The organism is Meridianimarinicoccus marinus (genome assembly GCF_040689105.1).
GTDB classification, from domain to species: Bacteria; Pseudomonadota; Alphaproteobacteria; order Rhodobacterales; family Rhodobacteraceae; genus Meridianimarinicoccus; species Meridianimarinicoccus marinus.
Genome location: NZ_JBFBVU010000003.1, coordinates 77,241 through 93,183 on the forward strand (window position 1 = coordinate 77,241; position 15,943 = coordinate 93,183).

17 protein-coding genes are annotated in these 15,943 nt (G+C 62.6%); 5 read left to right on the forward strand and 12 right to left on the reverse strand.

Annotated features, from left to right (window positions below; all coding sequences use genetic code 11):
* The first annotated feature begins 48 nt into the window (after positions 1–48).
* Positions 49–393: a DUF2794 domain-containing protein gene (locus AB0T83_RS03825; protein WP_193140427.1), complete on the forward strand. Its 345-nt coding sequence runs from the start codon at positions 49–51 to the stop codon at positions 391–393.
* 15 nt (positions 394–408) lie between these two features.
* Here AB0T83_RS03825 and AB0T83_RS03830 read toward each other — a convergent pair whose 3' ends face one another.
* The 3 genes from AB0T83_RS03830 to AB0T83_RS03840 all read right to left on the reverse strand — a co-directional run bounded on the left by AB0T83_RS03830 (position 409) and on the right by AB0T83_RS03840 (position 3,015).
* Positions 409–1,185 (reverse strand): C40 family peptidase, encoded by a 777-nt coding sequence (locus tag AB0T83_RS03830; RefSeq protein ID WP_366191715.1) that lies wholly within the window; start codon positions 1,183–1,185, stop codon positions 409–411.
* Between the two features lie 35 nt (positions 1,186–1,220).
* On the reverse strand, positions 1,221–2,612 hold the full coding sequence (locus tag AB0T83_RS03835) for a leucyl aminopeptidase family protein (RefSeq protein WP_366191717.1): 1,392 nt from the start codon (positions 2,610–2,612) through the stop codon (positions 1,221–1,223).
* A gap of 64 nt (positions 2,613–2,676) precedes the next feature.
* Positions 2,677–3,015, reverse strand: coding sequence for a hypothetical protein (locus AB0T83_RS03840; RefSeq protein WP_366191718.1), 339 nt, complete (start codon positions 3,013–3,015; stop codon positions 2,677–2,679).
* A 163-nt stretch (positions 3,016–3,178) separates the two neighbouring features.
* On the opposite strand from AB0T83_RS03840, the gene AB0T83_RS03845 reads away from it, so the two are divergent.
* Positions 3,179–3,856, forward strand: a complete 678-nt coding sequence (locus AB0T83_RS03845) for a carbonic anhydrase (protein WP_366191720.1) — start codon at positions 3,179–3,181, stop codon at positions 3,854–3,856.
* An 87-nt stretch (positions 3,857–3,943) separates the two neighbouring features.
* Positions 3,944–4,486 carry an SRPBCC family protein gene (locus AB0T83_RS03850; protein ID WP_366191722.1) on the forward strand — a complete coding sequence of 181 codons (543 nt, stop codon included), beginning with the start codon at positions 3,944–3,946 and terminating at the stop codon, positions 4,484–4,486.
* Positions 4,487–4,544: 58 nt separating this feature from the next.
* Here AB0T83_RS03850 and AB0T83_RS03855 read toward each other — a convergent pair whose 3' ends face one another.
* The 9 genes from AB0T83_RS03855 to AB0T83_RS03895 all read right to left on the reverse strand — a co-directional run bounded on the left by AB0T83_RS03855 (position 4,545) and on the right by AB0T83_RS03895 (position 13,578).
* A complete protein-coding gene (locus tag AB0T83_RS03855) occupies positions 4,545–5,567 on the reverse strand; it encodes an aspartate-semialdehyde dehydrogenase (RefSeq protein ID WP_366191724.1) in 1,023 nt (340 codons plus the stop codon).
* Between the two features lie 81 nt (positions 5,568–5,648).
* A complete protein-coding gene (locus tag AB0T83_RS03860; protein WP_366191726.1) occupies positions 5,649–6,779 on the reverse strand; it encodes a capsular polysaccharide export protein, LipB/KpsS family in 1,131 nt (376 codons plus the stop codon).
* 18 nt (positions 6,780–6,797) lie between these two features.
* Positions 6,798–7,646 carry a universal stress protein gene (locus tag AB0T83_RS03865; protein ID WP_366191727.1) on the reverse strand — a complete coding sequence of 283 codons (849 nt, stop codon included), beginning with the start codon at positions 7,644–7,646 and terminating at the stop codon, positions 6,798–6,800.
* Between the two features lie 8 nt (positions 7,647–7,654).
* Positions 7,655–9,139 (reverse strand): SulP family inorganic anion transporter, encoded by a 1,485-nt coding sequence (locus AB0T83_RS03870; RefSeq protein WP_366191728.1) that lies wholly within the window; start codon positions 9,137–9,139, stop codon positions 7,655–7,657.
* A gap of 60 nt (positions 9,140–9,199) precedes the next feature.
* Positions 9,200–11,275, reverse strand: a complete 2,076-nt coding sequence (locus AB0T83_RS03875) for a hypothetical protein (RefSeq protein WP_366191729.1) — start codon at positions 11,273–11,275, stop codon at positions 9,200–9,202.
* Entirely contained in the window at positions 11,272–12,141 is an 870-nt protein-coding gene (gene motA, locus AB0T83_RS03880; protein WP_366191730.1) for a flagellar motor stator protein MotA, read from the reverse strand. Before motA ends, AB0T83_RS03875 begins: the two co-directional genes overlap by 4 nt.
* Before the next feature lie 36 nt (positions 12,142–12,177).
* Positions 12,178–12,762, reverse strand: coding sequence for a MotE family protein (locus AB0T83_RS03885; RefSeq protein WP_366191731.1), 585 nt, complete (start codon positions 12,760–12,762; stop codon positions 12,178–12,180).
* Positions 12,763–12,767: 5 nt separating this feature from the next.
* Complete coding sequence (locus tag AB0T83_RS03890; protein WP_366191732.1) at positions 12,768–13,127, reverse strand: hypothetical protein; 360 nt, start codon at positions 13,125–13,127, stop codon at positions 12,768–12,770.
* 10 nt (positions 13,128–13,137) lie between these two features.
* Complete coding sequence (locus AB0T83_RS03895; RefSeq protein ID WP_366191733.1) at positions 13,138–13,578, reverse strand: flagellar basal body-associated FliL family protein; 441 nt, start codon at positions 13,576–13,578, stop codon at positions 13,138–13,140.
* 149 nt (positions 13,579–13,727) lie between these two features.
* Between AB0T83_RS03895 and fliF the strand changes: the two genes are divergently transcribed.
* Complete coding sequence (gene fliF, locus AB0T83_RS03900; RefSeq protein ID WP_366191734.1) at positions 13,728–15,347, forward strand: flagellar basal-body MS-ring/collar protein FliF; 1,620 nt, start codon at positions 13,728–13,730, stop codon at positions 15,345–15,347.
* Positions 15,347–15,943, forward strand: a complete 597-nt coding sequence (locus AB0T83_RS03905) for a FliH/SctL family protein (protein ID WP_366191735.1) — start codon at positions 15,347–15,349, stop codon at positions 15,941–15,943. The genes fliF and AB0T83_RS03905 overlap by 1 nt, the downstream gene beginning before the upstream one ends.

Genomic DNA, 15,943 nt, shown 5'->3' on the forward strand with positions numbered 1-15,943 from the left:
AGCATGGCCGCGCTTGATTTCACCCGGTCCCGGCCCCAGAGTTGAGGCATGACCGTGATTCCCCCGACCCCGTTTCCGGGCCCACGCGCCCCGGTCGAACAGGTGGCCTTCCAGCGCGCGGAACTTGGCGTGATCCTTGGACTTTATGGGCGCATGGTCGCCGCCGGAGAATGGCGCGACTACGGCATTTCCTGCCTGCGCGACCACGCGGTGTTCTCGGTCTTCCGGCGCACCGCCGAAACCCCGCTCTATAGAATCGAGAAACATCCTAAACTGCGCAACCGGCAGGGGATGTACGCGGTGATCGGCATGGACGGGCAGATCCTGAAGCGCGGGCATGACCTGAAAACGGTTCTGCGGGTGCTGGAACGCAAGCTGATCCGCCCGGTCTGAGCCGCGCACCGCGACTCAGTCGGCGGCAGCCAGCCGCCGCCGCGCCGTCACCGGACCGTCGCCCTGCGCCGCAATCCGGCGCACGGCTTCCTCGGCGGGCTCATAAACCACCGACATGTGATGCGCGTTGGCGTGGATCAGGCGATCGTCGCTGACCGCCAACGCCACATGGCCCTTCCAGAACAGCAGATCGTTGCGTTGCAGCGGCTCGGTCTCGGCCACCGCCTGCCCGGCAGTCCGCGCCTGCTCGCCGCTGTCACCGGGGCAGGACAGGCCGCAGGCCAGACAGGCCGCCTGCACCAGACCCGAGCAATCCAGCCCCAGCCGCGAGTTGCCGCCCCAAAGATACGGCGTGCCCAGAAACAGCTCGGCTATTCCGGCGGGGTCGGAAAACCGCAGATGCGCCTTGGCCACATGCACCATCGGCACATACAACCCCTCGTGGGTTTGTCCAAAGCTGCCCTCGGTGCCGGTCAGGGTCAGCCGCGCACCGAAGGACAGGCTGGCCACATCGGGCGCTTTGAAGTCGGGCGCCGCGTACAGGTGGGTGGCCAGGGTGATGACCTGATGGGTCGGCTCCACCGGCTGGCTCAGATCCTCGGGCCGCATGGCGCCGCGATAGCCGTCGGCCACCCGCCGCACCAGGATATGCCCGTCGGCCTCGGCCAGCGGCTGCACCGCCTCGCCATACAGAAGCTGACGGCTGCGGGTGCCGCCGGGCCGGTCCAGAAGATCGGCAACGGGCACCGCCACCTGAAAGGTCTTGAGCGCGGGTCGGGCGGGCTGGGTCATGACGGCTTCCTTGTTCTGACCGCCTGCCTACGCCATCACGCGGGAAGGTCAAGCAGGCTTGGCAGGGCCGCCAGCACCGCCCGCGTGCCCTGCCCGACACCGCCCTTGGGCCGCGACGGCGCGGCCACAGGCTGCCAGCCGTAAATGTCGAAATGCACATAGCGCGGCGCGTCTTCGACAAAGCGGTGCAGGAACAGCGCGGCTGTGGTGGCCCCGGCAAACCCGCCCTTGGGGGCGTTGTCCAGATCGGCCACACCCGGTTCTATCATAGGCTCGTAAGGGTCATGCAGGGGCAGACGCCAGACCGGATCGCGCACCTGCGCCGCGCCGGACGCAAGGGTTGCCGCAACAGCATTGTCGCGAGTGAAGAAGGGCGCGATATCGGGGCCGACCGCCACCCGCGCGGCCCCCGTCAACGTCGCCATCGAGATCAGCAGATCCGGTTTTTCCTCGTCCGCCAGCGCCAGCGCATCGGCAAGAACCAGCCGGCCCTCGGCATCGGTGTTGTTGATCTCGACCGTCAGACCCTTGCGCGAGGTCAGGATGTCCTGCGGCCGGAACGACGCACCGCTGACGGCGTTTTCCACCGCCGGGATCAGCACCCGCAAGCGCACCGGCAGATCCAGCGCCATGATCATCCGGGCCAGGCCCAGCACCCCCGCCGCGCCGCCCATGTCCTTCTTCATCAGACCCATCGAGGCACCGGACTTCAGGCTCAGCCCGCCGGTGTCGAAACAGACCCCCTTGCCGACCAGCGTCAGCCGGGGCCCGTCGCTGCCCCAGCGCATGTCGATCAGGCGCGGCGCGCGCGGCGAGGCGCGACCGACCGCATGGATCATCGGGAAATTGGCCTCCAGCAGATCGTCACCCGTGGTCACGGACATGGCCGCGCCGAACTCGACCGCCACATCGAATGCGGCCTGTTCAAGCTCGGCCGGACCCATATCCGACGCGGGCGTGTTGATCAGGTCGCGGGTCAGCGCCTCGCCCGCCGCGATGGCCTGAATGCTGCCGCCATCGACGCCCTCGGGCACAACAAGGCGCGGCGTGATTGCCGGGGTGCCCGAATAGCGCGTGAAGCGATAGCCCGCCAGCAACCAGGCCAGCGCCGCCTCGGCGGCTTCCTCGGCGTCCAGAGCACCCTCAAGGGTCCAGTCGCCTGCGGGCAGCGCTGCTGGTGCCCGGCCCAGCCAGAACCGCCCTCGCGCGCGGTCCTGCGGCGTGCCCATGCCGAAAACCGCGCCGCTGCATCCGCCATCGGCGTCCGGCAGGGCCATCACCTGCCCCAGTTCAGCGGTGAAGCCGACCGCGGTCAGCCAGGCGCGCGTGGCCTCCGGCCGTCCGTCCAGCCAGCTTTCCAGATCGTCGCGTCCCACAAGGTGAAGAGGGCGCGCCGTGTCGGCGTCTTGGGCAAATGCGAGTTCCATGGGCAGCCTGTCCTGTCATCCGGTCCCCGCACCCTACGCCCTTGGCGCGCACCTGCAAGCCGGATCACTCGGCCCCCTGGCCGGCGGTCCACAGAAGGGTGATGGTGGCTTCGCCCAGGCGACGGCAGCGGCCCACGGTGGCCGCCAGGCCCACCTGATCCTTCACCGCCGCGCAATGCGCCGCCGCCCGCGCCGCCCGCTGCAACCGGGGCAGCCCTGCCGCCGAGGCCGTGGCCTGAAGCCGTTTTGCATGGTCCTCCAGCGCCTGTACGTCGGCATCGGCAAGCGCCCGCGCAAGACCCGCCATGCGGGTTGCCAGAGATTCCACCAGATCCACCGCCGCCCGATCGCGCGAACAGCCCCGCGCCCGACTGAAGCAGGCCACCAGAGTTTCGGGATCCATATCCTCGGACTCGGAAAAACGTAAATGCAAGCGCACGACACCCCACCCTGTTCCGGCCCCCACCGGTGTTTTTTCACATACCCCTCTACCTGCCAAAAAAACCTTGCTTTTCCAGCACGAAGTACCTCGAAATTGAATTCACTCCGCACTAGTTTCGAGACTTATGGAAAAGAACACCGCGCTCACGCACCCGCTGACCATCCGGCCCATCCCGGGCTATTTGCTGCAACGGTACAAGGGCTGGAAGGCCACCGACCACGCTGAAAACAAGATCTGGTACCGCCGGTTGGCGGAGGAAGGCCAGCGGCCGCGCTGCATGGTGATCTCCTGCTGCGACAGCCGGGTGCATGTGACGTCGGTCTTCGGTGCCGGGCCGGGCGAGTTCTTCATGCACCGCAACATCGCCAACCTTGTGCCGCCCTATGCGCCGGACACGGACCATCACGGCACCTCGGCGGCGCTGGAATACGCGGTGCGCAACCTCAAGATCACCAACTTGCTGATCATGGGGCATTCGCTGTGCGGCGGCGCGGCGGGGTGCCTTGAAATGTGCAGCGGCAACGCGCCGGAACTGGACGAGCCCACCAGCTTTGTCGGCCGCTGGCTGGACATCCTGCGGCCCGGTTATGACCGGATCAAGGACATCGACGACAAGGGCGAACAAACGACGGCTCTGGAAAAGCAGACGGTGATTGTCTCGCTGGAAAACCTGATGACCTTTCCCTTCGTCCGTGAGGCGGTCGAGTCCGACCAACTGGCCCTGCATGGCATGTGGGTCAATATCGCCAATGGCGATCTGCAGATGCTGGATCCGGACACGCACCAGTTCGTAAGCTTGTAAGACCATCGGGCGCGGGGCTTTCCGCGCCCGGTCAGGATCATCCGGCAACAAGCCGGCGCTGATCCGACCCGCCCGAGGAGGCCGGTGATGACATGGATGATCCGCGCGCTCGCCGGGCTGGCCGCTCTGGTTGCCACGCTGGCTCTGGCCTCATTCGCCTTGCCGCACCGGATCGAGGCCAGCCGATCCATTGTAATCAATGCTCAGGCTGACCAGATTTTTCCGCATCTGGATTCACATCTGGCGGTGTCGGAATGGTCGCCGTGGATCGATCGCAATCCCGATGCGCGCATCCGGTTTGAAGGTCCGACCTCTGGGGTGGGCGCACGGATGAGTTGGATCTCGGATGATCCCAACCTTGGGGATGGGGCGCAGGTCATCACCTCGATCACCGACAACCAATGGGTTGCCAGGTCGGTGGAGTATGGCGACTGGGATCTTGCGACCGCCTCGTTCCTGCTGGAATCGGAGGGGGGCGGCACCAGGGTCACCTGGTCGTTTTCCACCGATGCCGGGTTCAATCCGGTGTCGCGATGGATCGGGCTTGTGGTGGATGACTGGGTCGCGGCCGAACTTGACCTGGGTCTGGCGCGTTTGAAGCGGATGGTCGAAACCGGCAGCCCCGACTAGGGCCGGGCCCCATGCAAACGGCCCCGGCGCGCCCGCGCGCCAAGGCCAATGTCGGGTGTCAGCCCTTTTTCAGGACGCGCGCGCCCAGCGTTTCGGCAATTTGCACGGCGTTCAGGGCAGCGCCCTTGCGCAGGTTGTCGCTGACGCACCACAGGTTCAGACCGTTGTCGATGGTGCTGTCCTGGCGGATGCGGCTGATGAAGGTCGCATAGTCACCGACGCATTCGACCGGCGTGATGTAGCCCCCGGCCTCGCGCTTGTCGATCACCATGATGCCCGGTGCTTCCCGCAGGATGTCGCGGGCTTCGGCCTCGTCTAGATGATCTTCGAACTCGATGTTGATCGATTCCGAATGGCCGACAAAGACCGGGACCCGGACGCAGGTCGCGGTGACCTTGATCGCCGGATCGACGATCTTCTTGGTCTCGGCGACCATCTTCCATTCTTCCTTGGTCGTGCCGTCTTCAAGGAACACGTCGATATGCGGGATCACGTTGAAGGCGATCTGCTTGGGATAGACCGACGGCGCAACTTCCTGACCGGGGACATACATGCCCTTGGTCTGGTCCCACAGCTCGTCGATGGCTTCCTTGCCGGAGCCTGAAACCGACTGGTAGGTGCTGACCACCACCCGCTTGATCCGCGCGCGATCGTGCAGCGGCTTCAGGGCCACCACCATCTGCGCGGTCGAACAGTTCGGGTTGGCGATGATGTTCTTGGCCTTGTAGCCCAGAACCGCCTCGGGGTTCACTTCCGGAACCACCAGCGGCACCTTCGGGTCGTAGCGGTAGAGCGAGCTGTTGTCGATCACCACGCAGCCCGTGGCCGCGGCCTTGGGTGCGTATTTCTTGGTTGCGTCCGAGCCGATGGCGAACAGGGCGATGTCCCAGCCGGTGAAATCGAAGGTGTCCAGATCCTCGGTCGTGAGGGTTTTGTCGCCAAAGCTCACTTCCGTGCCCAGCGACTTGCGCGAGGCAAGGGCTGCGATCTTGTCCACCGGGAACCCACGTTCCGCGAGGATATTGAGCATTTCGCGGCCCACATTGCCCGTGGCGCCCGCGACGACGACGTTATACCCCATTTCGGGTTACTCCTTCTTGCATAACGCGCGTCTGTTACAGGCTTTGCGCCCCATGGGAAAGGGGGCTTGAGAAACGCCGCGTCAGACTGTGGCCGGAAGCTTCGGCAGCACCAGGTCGGGCTTGACCTTCGGATGGCCATCCGGACCGGTCTCAAGCTCGGGATAATAGACTTGGCCCAGATAGTTCATGAAGGCGTTGCGCAAGGCTTTGTCATAGCTGGCGGCATCGGCCTCGGCAAAGACCCGGTGCAAGGCGCGCGCATCATCCACCGGCGTAACCAGGCCGGGAATGCGGAAGAAGGCCTCGCCCAGCACGATCACCGGTTTTTCGAAGTAGAAAGCCTGCAGCCCGACCGAGGAGTTCAGCGTGATCACCGCCTGCGAGCGGTCGACCTGGAAAAACGTGTCGGTCTGGTTGTCGATGACCACGCGGTCGGGCTGGGCCGCCTTTGCTCGCTCCAGCGCTGCGCCCAGCGGGATCTTGGAACTGGGGTGTTCCTTGAACCGCAGGTGCCAGCCCTCGGGCAGATCGGCGGCGGCCTCGGTCAGCAATTCGATGAAATGCTCTATGTCGCGTACCCAGCCGCTGAACTGGCGGATCTGCGTGTCGTCGGGCACTTGCAACGGACAGAAGATGAACTTCTGCCCCGCCAGCCCGGTGTCGCCATTGCCCTGACCCACATCCGCGCGGGCCGAGGCGCGGGCCTGCAGCTTCTCGCGCAGGGCCAGCCAGCCGGGCCCGGTGCGGTCCGGATCCGCGCCCGCCCAGTCGCGGTAGAACCCGGCGTCGCGCGGCAGACCGTTCAACTGGTTGATGCCCACCGGATCCACAGTGACCCGGCCGGGCAGCGGCGCGCGTTCCAGATAGATGGTCGGGCGTCCGGCATCGCGGGCGGCGGCCATGAAGGCGCGCCGGGTGCCGGTGATGCCGTTCCAGGCCACCGCGACCGAATCTTCGTGGGTTTCGAAATGGTGACGGAACCGGTTGTACTGGACCGAGTAGATCCAGATCTTGGCGTTGCGGTGCCGGGGGCTGCGCGGCGGGCGCTTGGCGGTAGCCACCGCTTCCTCGGCCCGCTGGCGGGTCTCGGGATAGCCACGCAGGCGGAGGCTCAGATCGGTGAACTGCCGCGTGCCGCCGCCGGTCTCGCAGACCGAGGCCAGCATCGAGTCGATTTCCGGGTCGCCGTCCTTGAGATACACATAGGTCATGGCGCGCCCTTTCTGAGCTTAGCGGAACAACAGCAGCGGGATCTGGCAGGAGCGGATCATCTCGGTCGTGGTCGACCCGATGATCAGCGCCCGCATCCGCGAATGGCGGTAGGCCCCCATCACCAGCAGGTCAGCCTCGCCGTTGGAAACCTTGTCGGAGATCACCTGGATGGCGTCGCCCGGCACGATCTCCGAGGTGACCTCGAACCCCTTGCCGCGCAACAGGGCCACCGCCCCTTCATGCTTGCGCCGCATCTCGGTCGAGGCCGTGGCGACGGTCAGCAGATGCAGGGACAGACCGGCGAACAGCGGGCTGTCGGCAATGTAGTCGATGGCCTTCATGGTGGCCGGATCACCGTCGAAGGCGATCAAAACGCGGTTGATCGGCTGGAACGCCCGCGAACACACCATCACCGGCTTGTCCGACGCGCGCACCACCCGCTCCAGGTTGGAGCCGAGGTGCAGCTTGGCGAAATCCGCCGCCTCGCCGCGCTTGCCGATCATGACGAGGGCAGCGTTGGCTTCCAGATCCTGCAGGGTTTCCACCAGATCGCCGTTGCGCAGGCGCGCATGCACCTCTTCGACGCCCAACGCCTCGATCCGCGCCTTGGCGTCTTCCAGGATGGCCCGGCCCCGGCGCTGCGCCAGCTTGGCCTTGGCCTGATCCAGTTCGGCCAGTTCCTCCAGCAGCGCGGTGCGCGCGCCCAGTCCGATATTACCGCTGAGGTCCGCCTTGACGCCTTGCCGGTGGCCCAGGATATGCGCCACCGAGACCGGCACGCCCAGTCGGGACGCGGCCCATCCGGCATGGTCGCAGACGCTTTCGGAATAGGTGGATCCGTCCACCAACGCGATGATTTCGCCCATCTTGTCCCTCAATGCTCCAACAGCTTGTCCATCGCGCCGGGCTTGTCGAAGACCGACAGCTGGTCGACGATGGTCTCGCTGGCCCGGTTCATGCCGCGCAGGTCCACTTCGGCCCCTTCACGACGGAACTTGAGCACGACCATATCCAGCGCCGCAACCGACGAGATGTCCCAGATGTGTGCGCCCGAGACGTCGATGACCACACGCTCCAAGGCTTCGCCGAAGTCGAACGAGTTGGTGAAGGCATCCGCCGACGCGAAGAACACCTGTCCTTCGACCGTGTAGGTGCGCTCGGTCTCGTCGTCGGAAAGCGTTGATCTGACACGGAAGATCTGCGCGATCTTGCCGGCAAAGAAGATCCCCGACAGCAGCACGCCGGTCAGAACACCGATGGCCAGGTTGTGGGTAAAGACCGTGGTAACCACCGTTGCCAACATTACGATGGAGGAGCTGCGCGGATGGTCGCGCAGCGACTTGATCGAGGACCACGAGAACGTCCCGATGGACACCATGATCATGATCGCCACCAGCGCCGGCATCGGGATCTGGCGCACCAGGTCGCCCAGACCCACGATCAGGATCAGCAGGAAGACCCCGGCGGCAAAGCAGGACAGGCGGCCCCGGCCCCCGGATTTCACGTTGATCATCGACTGGCCGATCATGGCGCAGCCCGCCATGCCGCCAATGAACCCGGTGGCTGTATTGGCCACGCCCTGCCCGATGCACTCGCGGTTCTTGTCGCTTTTGGTGTCGGTCAGATCATCCACCAGCGAGGCCGTCATCAGGCTTTCCAGCAGGCCTACAACAGCAATGGCGGCGGACACCGGGAAGATGATCTGCAGGGTCTCGAAGTTCAGCGGGATGTCGGGGATCAGGAACACCGGCAGGGTGTCGGGCAGCGCGCCCATGTCCCCGACGGTGCGCACATCCAGCCCCAGCACCACCGACACCAGCGTCAAAACCACAATGGTGACCAGCGGCGAGGGCACGGCCCGCGTGATGCGCGGAAACAGGTAGATGATCGCCAGACCGGCCGCGACCATGACATAGGTGATCCAGGTCACCCCCGTCAGTTCGGGCATTTGGGCGAGGAAAATAAGGATGGCAAGCGCGTTGACAAAGCCCGTCATCACGGATCGGGAGACGAAGCGCATCACCGACCCCAGCTTCAGCATCCCGGCGCCGATCTGCAGCAATCCGGCCAGCACGGTCGCGGCCAGCAGGTACTCCAGCCCATGATCGCGCACCAGTGTCACCATCAGGACCGCCGTGGCCGCCGTGGCCGCCGAAATCATGCCCGGACGCCCGCCGACGATGGCGGTGATGACCGCGATCGAGAACGACGCATAAAGCCCGACTTTGGGGTCGACACCGGCGATGATCGAAAAGGCGATGGCTTCGGGAATGAGCGCCAGCGCCACGACCAGCCCAGCCAGCAAATCCGCACGAATGTTTCCAAGCCATTCGGCCCTGAGGCCGCTTGAACGGTCCAAGATCACTACTCCACTTCTGACATACTTGCCGCGCGGTCTAGTCGTGATCGGTCAGAATGACTAGGGGGAAGATTCCCGGAGGTCGGCAGGGGATCCGGCCAACAAGGTTTCGGCAATCTCTCTGAGCCTGGCGCTTTGGGCCAGAAGATCCTTCTGGGCGGCCAGGGTCGGGGCCCCGGTCACCGCACCGCCTTCGCGCCCGGCAGGGTCCGGGGTCAAAGATCCCGGCGTCTGCCTTTCGGAGGCCGCGGCGGAGGCGGTTTGCTGTCCCGGCAGTATAACCCGCGGTTCGGGTCCAGGTGCTCCGGCACCGTCCGGCACCGCTCCATATCTTGCAGCGATCAGATCCTCATCCAGCGGGATGGGCTCAGAGATCACGCCCGGCATCGTCCTGTCCCGTTCGGTTGGAGCCGAAAGGGACCGGTATCGGCTCGCCAGTGTCGGGAACCCATAGGACCCCAGTCTGCCAGCGATCTGGGCGCCAGCCTGCGGATTGATCGTCAGCCGGTCATGCGGGAAGTAAGCCGCAGACAGATAGACCAGTTCGGCTTCTTCGCCGCTATTGGCCAAGGCCGACATGACCTCATCATAAGCTTCTGGCACCCCCAGTTCCCGGGCAAATCGGGACTCCGCCTGATCCGAAAGGAAAGTCAGGGCGGGCTCGAATTCGCCGATATGAATCATGGCCTGCATATAGCTTTGCAGAAGTTGGCGGGCCTCGCGGGATCCTTTCGCAGATGTGATCTGAGCCTCCACTTCGCGCTGCTGGTCTGCCGAAAGCCCGCCCTGCCCGCGCCGAATGTCTTCAAGAAGAATGGACTGGGCCTCCAGCCCCACCAGGTCCCTGGATCGGGTCAGGTCCTTCAGATCAGTGCTGGCGACACCTTCCGGCGCGGCCATTGCCTGTTCAACGATCATGTCTCCGCTGGCGGCGGCCATGGTACGATCCACGGTCGATCGGACAGCGGTGGCCGTTTCATCCAACCCCAACAGCCTCAGTTTCCGGGACACCGCAGGCGCAAGATGCGCCCGCAGGTGCAATGGCAGGCCGGAGACCGTATGGAACACGGCTTCGGTATTGACCTTCACGGATGCGGGCGTCTCGATCTCGCCAAGACCGAGCACACCCCACAAGGCCGCCGACCCGGGACAGTCTGCCAGAGGGCTTAGCAGGTCTGATTTCACACGCCCCGGCGCATCCAGTTGGAAGGAGATTTCCCTCAGAAACCCCGCCGAAGGCGCATCCTCACCCAGTTTGTCAAGCTCTGCGCGCGCCTCGGCTCCGAAGCCCAGGAACAGGTATTGCGAGGCCATGGCCAAACCTTCGCCCATGCTTGCAGGCCCCTCCTGATCGATGCGGCGCTGCAATTCCTCAACGGCTTCGTCAAGAGTTGCGACCCCCGCGCGTTTGAGAAAATTCAGGTGCGCCGCATCCGGACATTGAGGCAAAACCGGTGCGTGTCGCTGCGGGTTGAGGAGGTCGGTCGCGGTCTGGGCAAGAACTTGTGGAGCCGACAAGAAATGCGGGGGTCGCGGCATCCTTTCCTGCGTTGCCGGCTCCAGCACGCCGTCGAAAACCGCCCGCGCCAATGCGGTAGACAATTCGGGATCCAGTGTCCGCGCCTCGCCCTGATCCTGCCGGATATCGGATTGATCGGCAGCAAGCCGGGTTTCGGGCAAGGGACCCATCATGAAAAGTTCCGTGGCTGTCGGCAGCAACGAAAGTGGCGGCTTCAACGGGACAGGGTCCAAGGGCCGTTCGAACGGCGATCCTCTCTCTGCTGGTCCGTCCAGCACATCCACCACCAGAACTTCGGGAGACAATTCAAAAGCCCGCAGGTGACAGGCGCAGGCAACCGAGATCGACAAATGTTGGTTATTTTGGGTGAGAGAGAGCACCCTGGTCCTGGGGATACGGTCGAAGACACGTGTAAGATCATACGGCTGTGGCGGGTTCCCCGTTGCGAGACCATAGCCTTCAGCCACTCTCCCAAGTTTCCAGTCTACGTCGCGGTCGAAATAGAAGACCAATCGGGTAAACCCGTCATGTTCCCCCGATCTGACGACTGTTTCCGCTTTCAGCGTCGCAGGAACCAGCCATAGAAAAAGCCAAAACAGAGCGCCTGTAATCTTCATCTCGCGGCCCGCTTCAGATCGCGAATGGCCTCGTCCACCTCCGGAAAATTCGGTCGCAGGTGTCCGGGAATATTCTGGCGTCCGATCTCCAGACACACATTCGCTGAATGCTCGCGCAAATTCGCAACCAGGACTTCCCGGATGACCTTGTAGTAGTTCGAATCGTTCAGCACCACGTCCCGGATCCGGATCGCGAATGGCCCCACCAACCCGTAGGCCAGGAAAACCCCGAGGAAGGTTCCCACCAGTGCCCCGCCGATCAATCCACCAAGGATTTCAGGAGGCTGGTCAATCGACCCCATGGTCTTGATCACCCCCAGAACGGCAGCCACAATTCCGAGTGCAGGAAGACCATCGGCCATGGATTGCAACGCGTGCGAGGAATGCAATGCCTCCTTCACCCGAGCCTCCAATCGACGTTCCAGAACCTCATCGACCTGGTTCGCATCGTCGAAGTTCATCAGTCCGGATCTGAGGGTATCGCAAATCAGCTCTATCGCGTCATTGTCAGCGAGAATTTTCGGGTAGCGGGCAAAGATATCCGATTCACGCGGATCATCGAGGTGGGTCTCAAGCGCAACCACATCTTTCCTTGCGACGTCGATCAATTCGTACAACAGGCAAAGAAGATCCTTATAGTCAGCAGGACGCCAGGTTGGACCCTTGAAAACCTTGGAAACATCTTTCGCCGCGTGCGCAATTCCCCCTTTGTCACTTCCAATGACAAAGGATCCGATTGCCGCCCCTCCGATAATGATGAATTCATACGGTAGGGATTTCAGAATGATTGCCATCTTGCCCCCGGAGGCGAGATAGCCTCCAAAGACTGTGACAAAGATTAGAGCAATTCCAGCCAGACCAAGCACAGTTGAACTTCCATCCTATTTACACACTCAGGTTGCCTAGTTGGACGGCACATCCATATTTCGACCTGCCACGTGAACGGAAACGGCAAAGGCAGAATCAGGTGACATGTTGGAGACGATCCCGGCGGCAACACTCGGATCCATCTGCGTCAGAAACCCGGCCGAGAATCCCGGTGGCATCTGTTCGAAAATCTCAGCGGCATCCTTGGGCTTCATGTTCGTATAGATGCCCACAAGCCTTTCGATGTCTCCGCTGGACGCCTGTTGCGCGATTTCAATGGTCCGCGAGAGGTTTTCCTCCGAAACCTGAAGTTCTGAAATGGCGACCGCCAATGCCTGCTCCATCTCGGAGACTTGCCTGCTCCTGACGTAGAGTTCCCTCGCCTGCTCGTCCAAACGCTTTTCACGCGAGGAAAGATCCGAGATGAGATCCTGAAGCGCAGGATCAAGGCCCTGCCCGTTTTCGCGATCTGGGTCGGGGTTGCTGACATCCGCCACCAAATCACTCGCCTTCAGCAGAAAATCGCTTTCCCCGATTCTGACGAGGCAAGAGGCAATAAACAGGAATGCCACCACTTTCCCGAACGGAACTTTCCTGATGGATCGACTTTTTTCCAGCATGCCCGTCATCCACGCTTCGCGTGCGACGGCAGGCTCTGGGCTCGTCTTGCAAAAACCGGTTCGGCCAGATCCTTGTCCGGACTCTCTTTCGGCAGGTCGTGCAGGGAGGCGAGCAGGAGTTCCAGGCTTTTCTTGGCCGCCTCCCCTTTTTCGAGATTTCGGGCCAAGGATTCGGAGGAGGAATCCACATCGTGCAGCGTCTTTTCCAGGGTCTGGTTCAGCACCTGAACCTGATCGGCGAGCGCCTTGATTTCCTGCCCGATACCATCCGAGTGACTCGAAAACCTGGTCAGCTTCCGGGACAACACGATGCAGTAGATGGCAGCCGACAACGCGGCGGCAATCAGAAGTGAATCGGCGATCATCCCCATTCCCTTATCCAATCATGAATTTTGTCAGATAGATTTCCCGAACGAGATCGGGGCTGGAGACCGTTTGAAGCCGCCTAAGAAGTTGTGTCCGAAGCTCCGCAATGTCGCCCGGATCGTCGATCTGCGAAACTTCGACGGATCGCACGTATTGCGAAATCACATCTGTGAACAGCGGCGCTTTGGACTCCAGTTCCTTCAGATACTCCGGTGGAGCCGCGATTGCCAATTCCAGCCGAAGTTGTTGAACCGGGTTTGTCGCGGACACCGGCACCAAAATTGGCGGCAGGGCAAAGGTTGCCATCTCACTCTCCAAACCCGCCAGGGTGTCTGTCCGGTCAAGCGACGTTGCCATGATTTGTCCCAGCCTTGGCTCAAGGACGGCATATCCCGCCACGCCCCCCAGCGTGAAACAGCCAAGCAACAAGACGATTGATTTCTTCGACATCACGCCGCTCCTTTTCGTTCCACGCCACGAGACATTTGATCCCGGGCCGACTCGCGACAGACCCATCTTTAGAGCCAACACAGCTAACCAGTTGTTAAAGCGCGGATGTCATATGGGAAGAGGTCACAATCCGGCAGCGTTTGGGTGCTATGAAAAAAACTCTGGAATCCGTTCTTTCTCGCATCATGCGGCACAAGGGGGTCACGGCGGCGATCGCCTTTTCGATCCTGTCGTTCGCCATCATGCTGGCTTTGGTCAGCCCTTTCGCGCCGTCCATGGCGCTGCTGTACTCGCGGCTTGAACCGCAGTTGGCGGGACAGATTCTCGACACCCTCGCCCAACGGAACGTGGAGTACTCCATTCAGGGCGATTCCATTTACGTGCCCGCCGCCGAACGCGACGCCTTGCGCATGAGCCTGGCACTGGATGGCGTGGCAGGCACCGGTGGTGCCGGCTATGAACTTCTTGAGAGCCTGCCGGGATTTGGCACCACATCGCGCATGTTCGACGCAACCTATTGGCGCGCGATTGAAGGGGAACTGGCGCGCACCATCGCGTCCAGTCCTCTGATCAAGGGCGCGCGGGTTCATCTTTCGACGCCCACGTCGCAAGGGTTTGCCAGCGCCGGAACCGTGTCTGCATCGGTGTCCCTGACCCCGGTCACCGGGTCCTTATCGCCGCAAATGGCAGAGGCGGTCCGGTCGCTGGTGTCGTCCTCCGTCCAGGGTCTTGATCGGGATGCCGTGGCGATCATTGACTCGCGGAACGGAACGGAATTCAGCAGCGAACGGGATTATTCGTCATTGGAAGTCGAATTGGCGGATTCCTTTCGGAAAAAAGTCGAACGCCTTGTCGATGCCCGCGTCGGCCGTGGCAATGCCATTGTCGAAGTGGCCGTCGATACAGTGAAGAACGAAGAAACCGTGGTAGAGCGCCTGATCACGCCGGATTCACGCGTCGCCATCAGCGTGGATTCCGAGGATTCGAGCCGGAGCGAATCCTCTTCCGGCGACGCGTCGGTCGGGGTTGCCAGCAACCTGCCCGATGGAGACGCTTCGGCACAGGATCGGCAAACCCGAACCGAATCCACTTCCAGCCGCGAAACCACCAACTACGAGGTCTCTCAGGTGACGCGGGAAACCAGCAAGCCGGCGGGATCGGTTCAGCGCATCTCCGTGGCCGTTCTGGTGAACCTGGCCTCGGTCGAGGGGGATCCGGCGCAAATCGAACAGGAGCTTCTGCAAATCGGCGAATTGGTCACCTCCGCCGTGGGGATCAACCAGGAGCGGGGCGATCGGGTGACGGTCAAGGCGCTGCCGTTCTCATCGGCCACCATGGAAGACGCCGCACCGTCTTCCCCGCTGATATCCCTGTCGTCTCTGGACATTTCGCAATTGCTGAAAACCCTGTTGTTGGCTGTTGCTGCCGTGGTGATTGGGATTTTCGTGGTCCGCCCCCTGGCGTCGAACCGGCGCGTTGACGACACGACTGGAACCGCGCTTTCGGTTCTACCCCGCGAGCAGGGGCAATCCGGTGCACCGGATGCCAGCGAGCAGGTCGTCCTTACGACACAAATGGCGGAGGTCATGGACCCGCAATCGCGTATGAAATCGCTGCCAGTCGCCGGGGAATCCACGTCCAAGGACTCTCCAAAAGCCAGCCAGACGGCAGGCCAGCCTTCCGGCAACACCCTTGTTGAACTCGTGGATCAACGACAGTCCGACACGGTCGAAGTTCTGCGCAGTTGGCTGGAAGAAAGTCCGGTCTGATGGCGACTTCACCCAGGACTGGAATCAGTTTGCGAGACTTTTCCGTGCGCGCCTCGGAGCCGGACCAGTTCGATGGTGACATGGCAACGACGGAAGGCCTCAAGCTTGAGGCCTTTGAAAACGGCTATAAATCAGGCTGGGATGATGCGCGTAACGCGCTGGAGGCCGACAAGCTGTCCTTTTGCAGCACCGTTCAGGATGCGATCGAGGCCTCGAAGGCGACCTACGAGGCCGCGTGCCAGGATATCGTGCAAGACCTCGAACCGCTCCTGTGCGGGCTGGCCAGGAAGACCCTGCCAAGGGTCGCACAAACCCATTTCGCCGAGATTGTTCTGGATCTGATCCGGGACAGCCTTGCGAACTCCGGCGATGCGCAGCTGGAAATCCAGGCCAACGCAAGCACACGGACCGAGGTTGCGGCACTCCTTCCCCCTGAAATGGCCGAAGCCGTCCAGATCTCCACCGATGGCGACCTCACCGACGGGCAGGTCATCACGTCGCTGAATGGCGCCACCCGGCTGACCGATGTGTCGCGCATGCTGGGTGAGATTGAAACGCACATCGAGAGCTTTTTTGCCTCGCACAGAAAGGAATAG

Bases quoted from the DNA above. Each gene is read 5' to 3' on its own strand.
- AB0T83_RS03845 (WP_366191720.1), top strand. From the start codon at position 3,179: ATGGAAAAGAACACCGCGCTCACGCACCCGCTGACCATCCGGCCCATC.
- AB0T83_RS03890 (WP_366191732.1), bottom strand. From the start codon at position 13,127: ATGATCGCCGATTCACTTCTGATTGCCGCCGCGTTGTCGGCTGCCATC.
- AB0T83_RS03825 (WP_193140427.1), top strand. From the start codon at position 49: ATGACCGTGATTCCCCCGACCCCGTTTCCGGGCCCACGCGCCCCGGTC.
- AB0T83_RS03835 (WP_366191717.1), bottom strand. From the start codon at position 2,612: ATGGAACTCGCATTTGCCCAAGACGCCGACACGGCGCGCCCTCTTCAC.
- AB0T83_RS03855 (WP_366191724.1), bottom strand. From the start codon at position 5,567: ATGGGGTATAACGTCGTCGTCGCGGGCGCCACGGGCAATGTGGGCCGC.
- AB0T83_RS03885 (WP_366191731.1), bottom strand. From the start codon at position 12,762: ATGCTGGAAAAAAGTCGATCCATCAGGAAAGTTCCGTTCGGGAAAGTG.
- AB0T83_RS03860 (WP_366191726.1), bottom strand. From the start codon at position 6,779: ATGACCTATGTGTATCTCAAGGACGGCGACCCGGAAATCGACTCGATG.
- AB0T83_RS03865 (WP_366191727.1), bottom strand. From the start codon at position 7,646: ATGGGCGAAATCATCGCGTTGGTGGACGGATCCACCTATTCCGAAAGC.
- AB0T83_RS03850 (WP_366191722.1), top strand. From the start codon at position 3,944: ATGACATGGATGATCCGCGCGCTCGCCGGGCTGGCCGCTCTGGTTGCC.
- AB0T83_RS03830 (WP_366191715.1), bottom strand. From the start codon at position 1,185: ATGACCCAGCCCGCCCGACCCGCGCTCAAGACCTTTCAGGTGGCGGTG.
- AB0T83_RS03875 (WP_366191729.1), bottom strand. From the start codon at position 11,275: ATGAAGATTACAGGCGCTCTGTTTTGGCTTTTTCTATGGCTGGTTCCT.
- AB0T83_RS03840 (WP_366191718.1), bottom strand. From the start codon at position 3,015: ATGGATCCCGAAACTCTGGTGGCCTGCTTCAGTCGGGCGCGGGGCTGT.
- AB0T83_RS03895 (WP_366191733.1), bottom strand. From the start codon at position 13,578: ATGTCGAAGAAATCAATCGTCTTGTTGCTTGGCTGTTTCACGCTGGGG.
- AB0T83_RS03905 (WP_366191735.1), top strand. From the start codon at position 15,347: ATGGCGACTTCACCCAGGACTGGAATCAGTTTGCGAGACTTTTCCGTG.
- fliF (WP_366191734.1), top strand. From the start codon at position 13,728: ATGAAAAAAACTCTGGAATCCGTTCTTTCTCGCATCATGCGGCACAAG.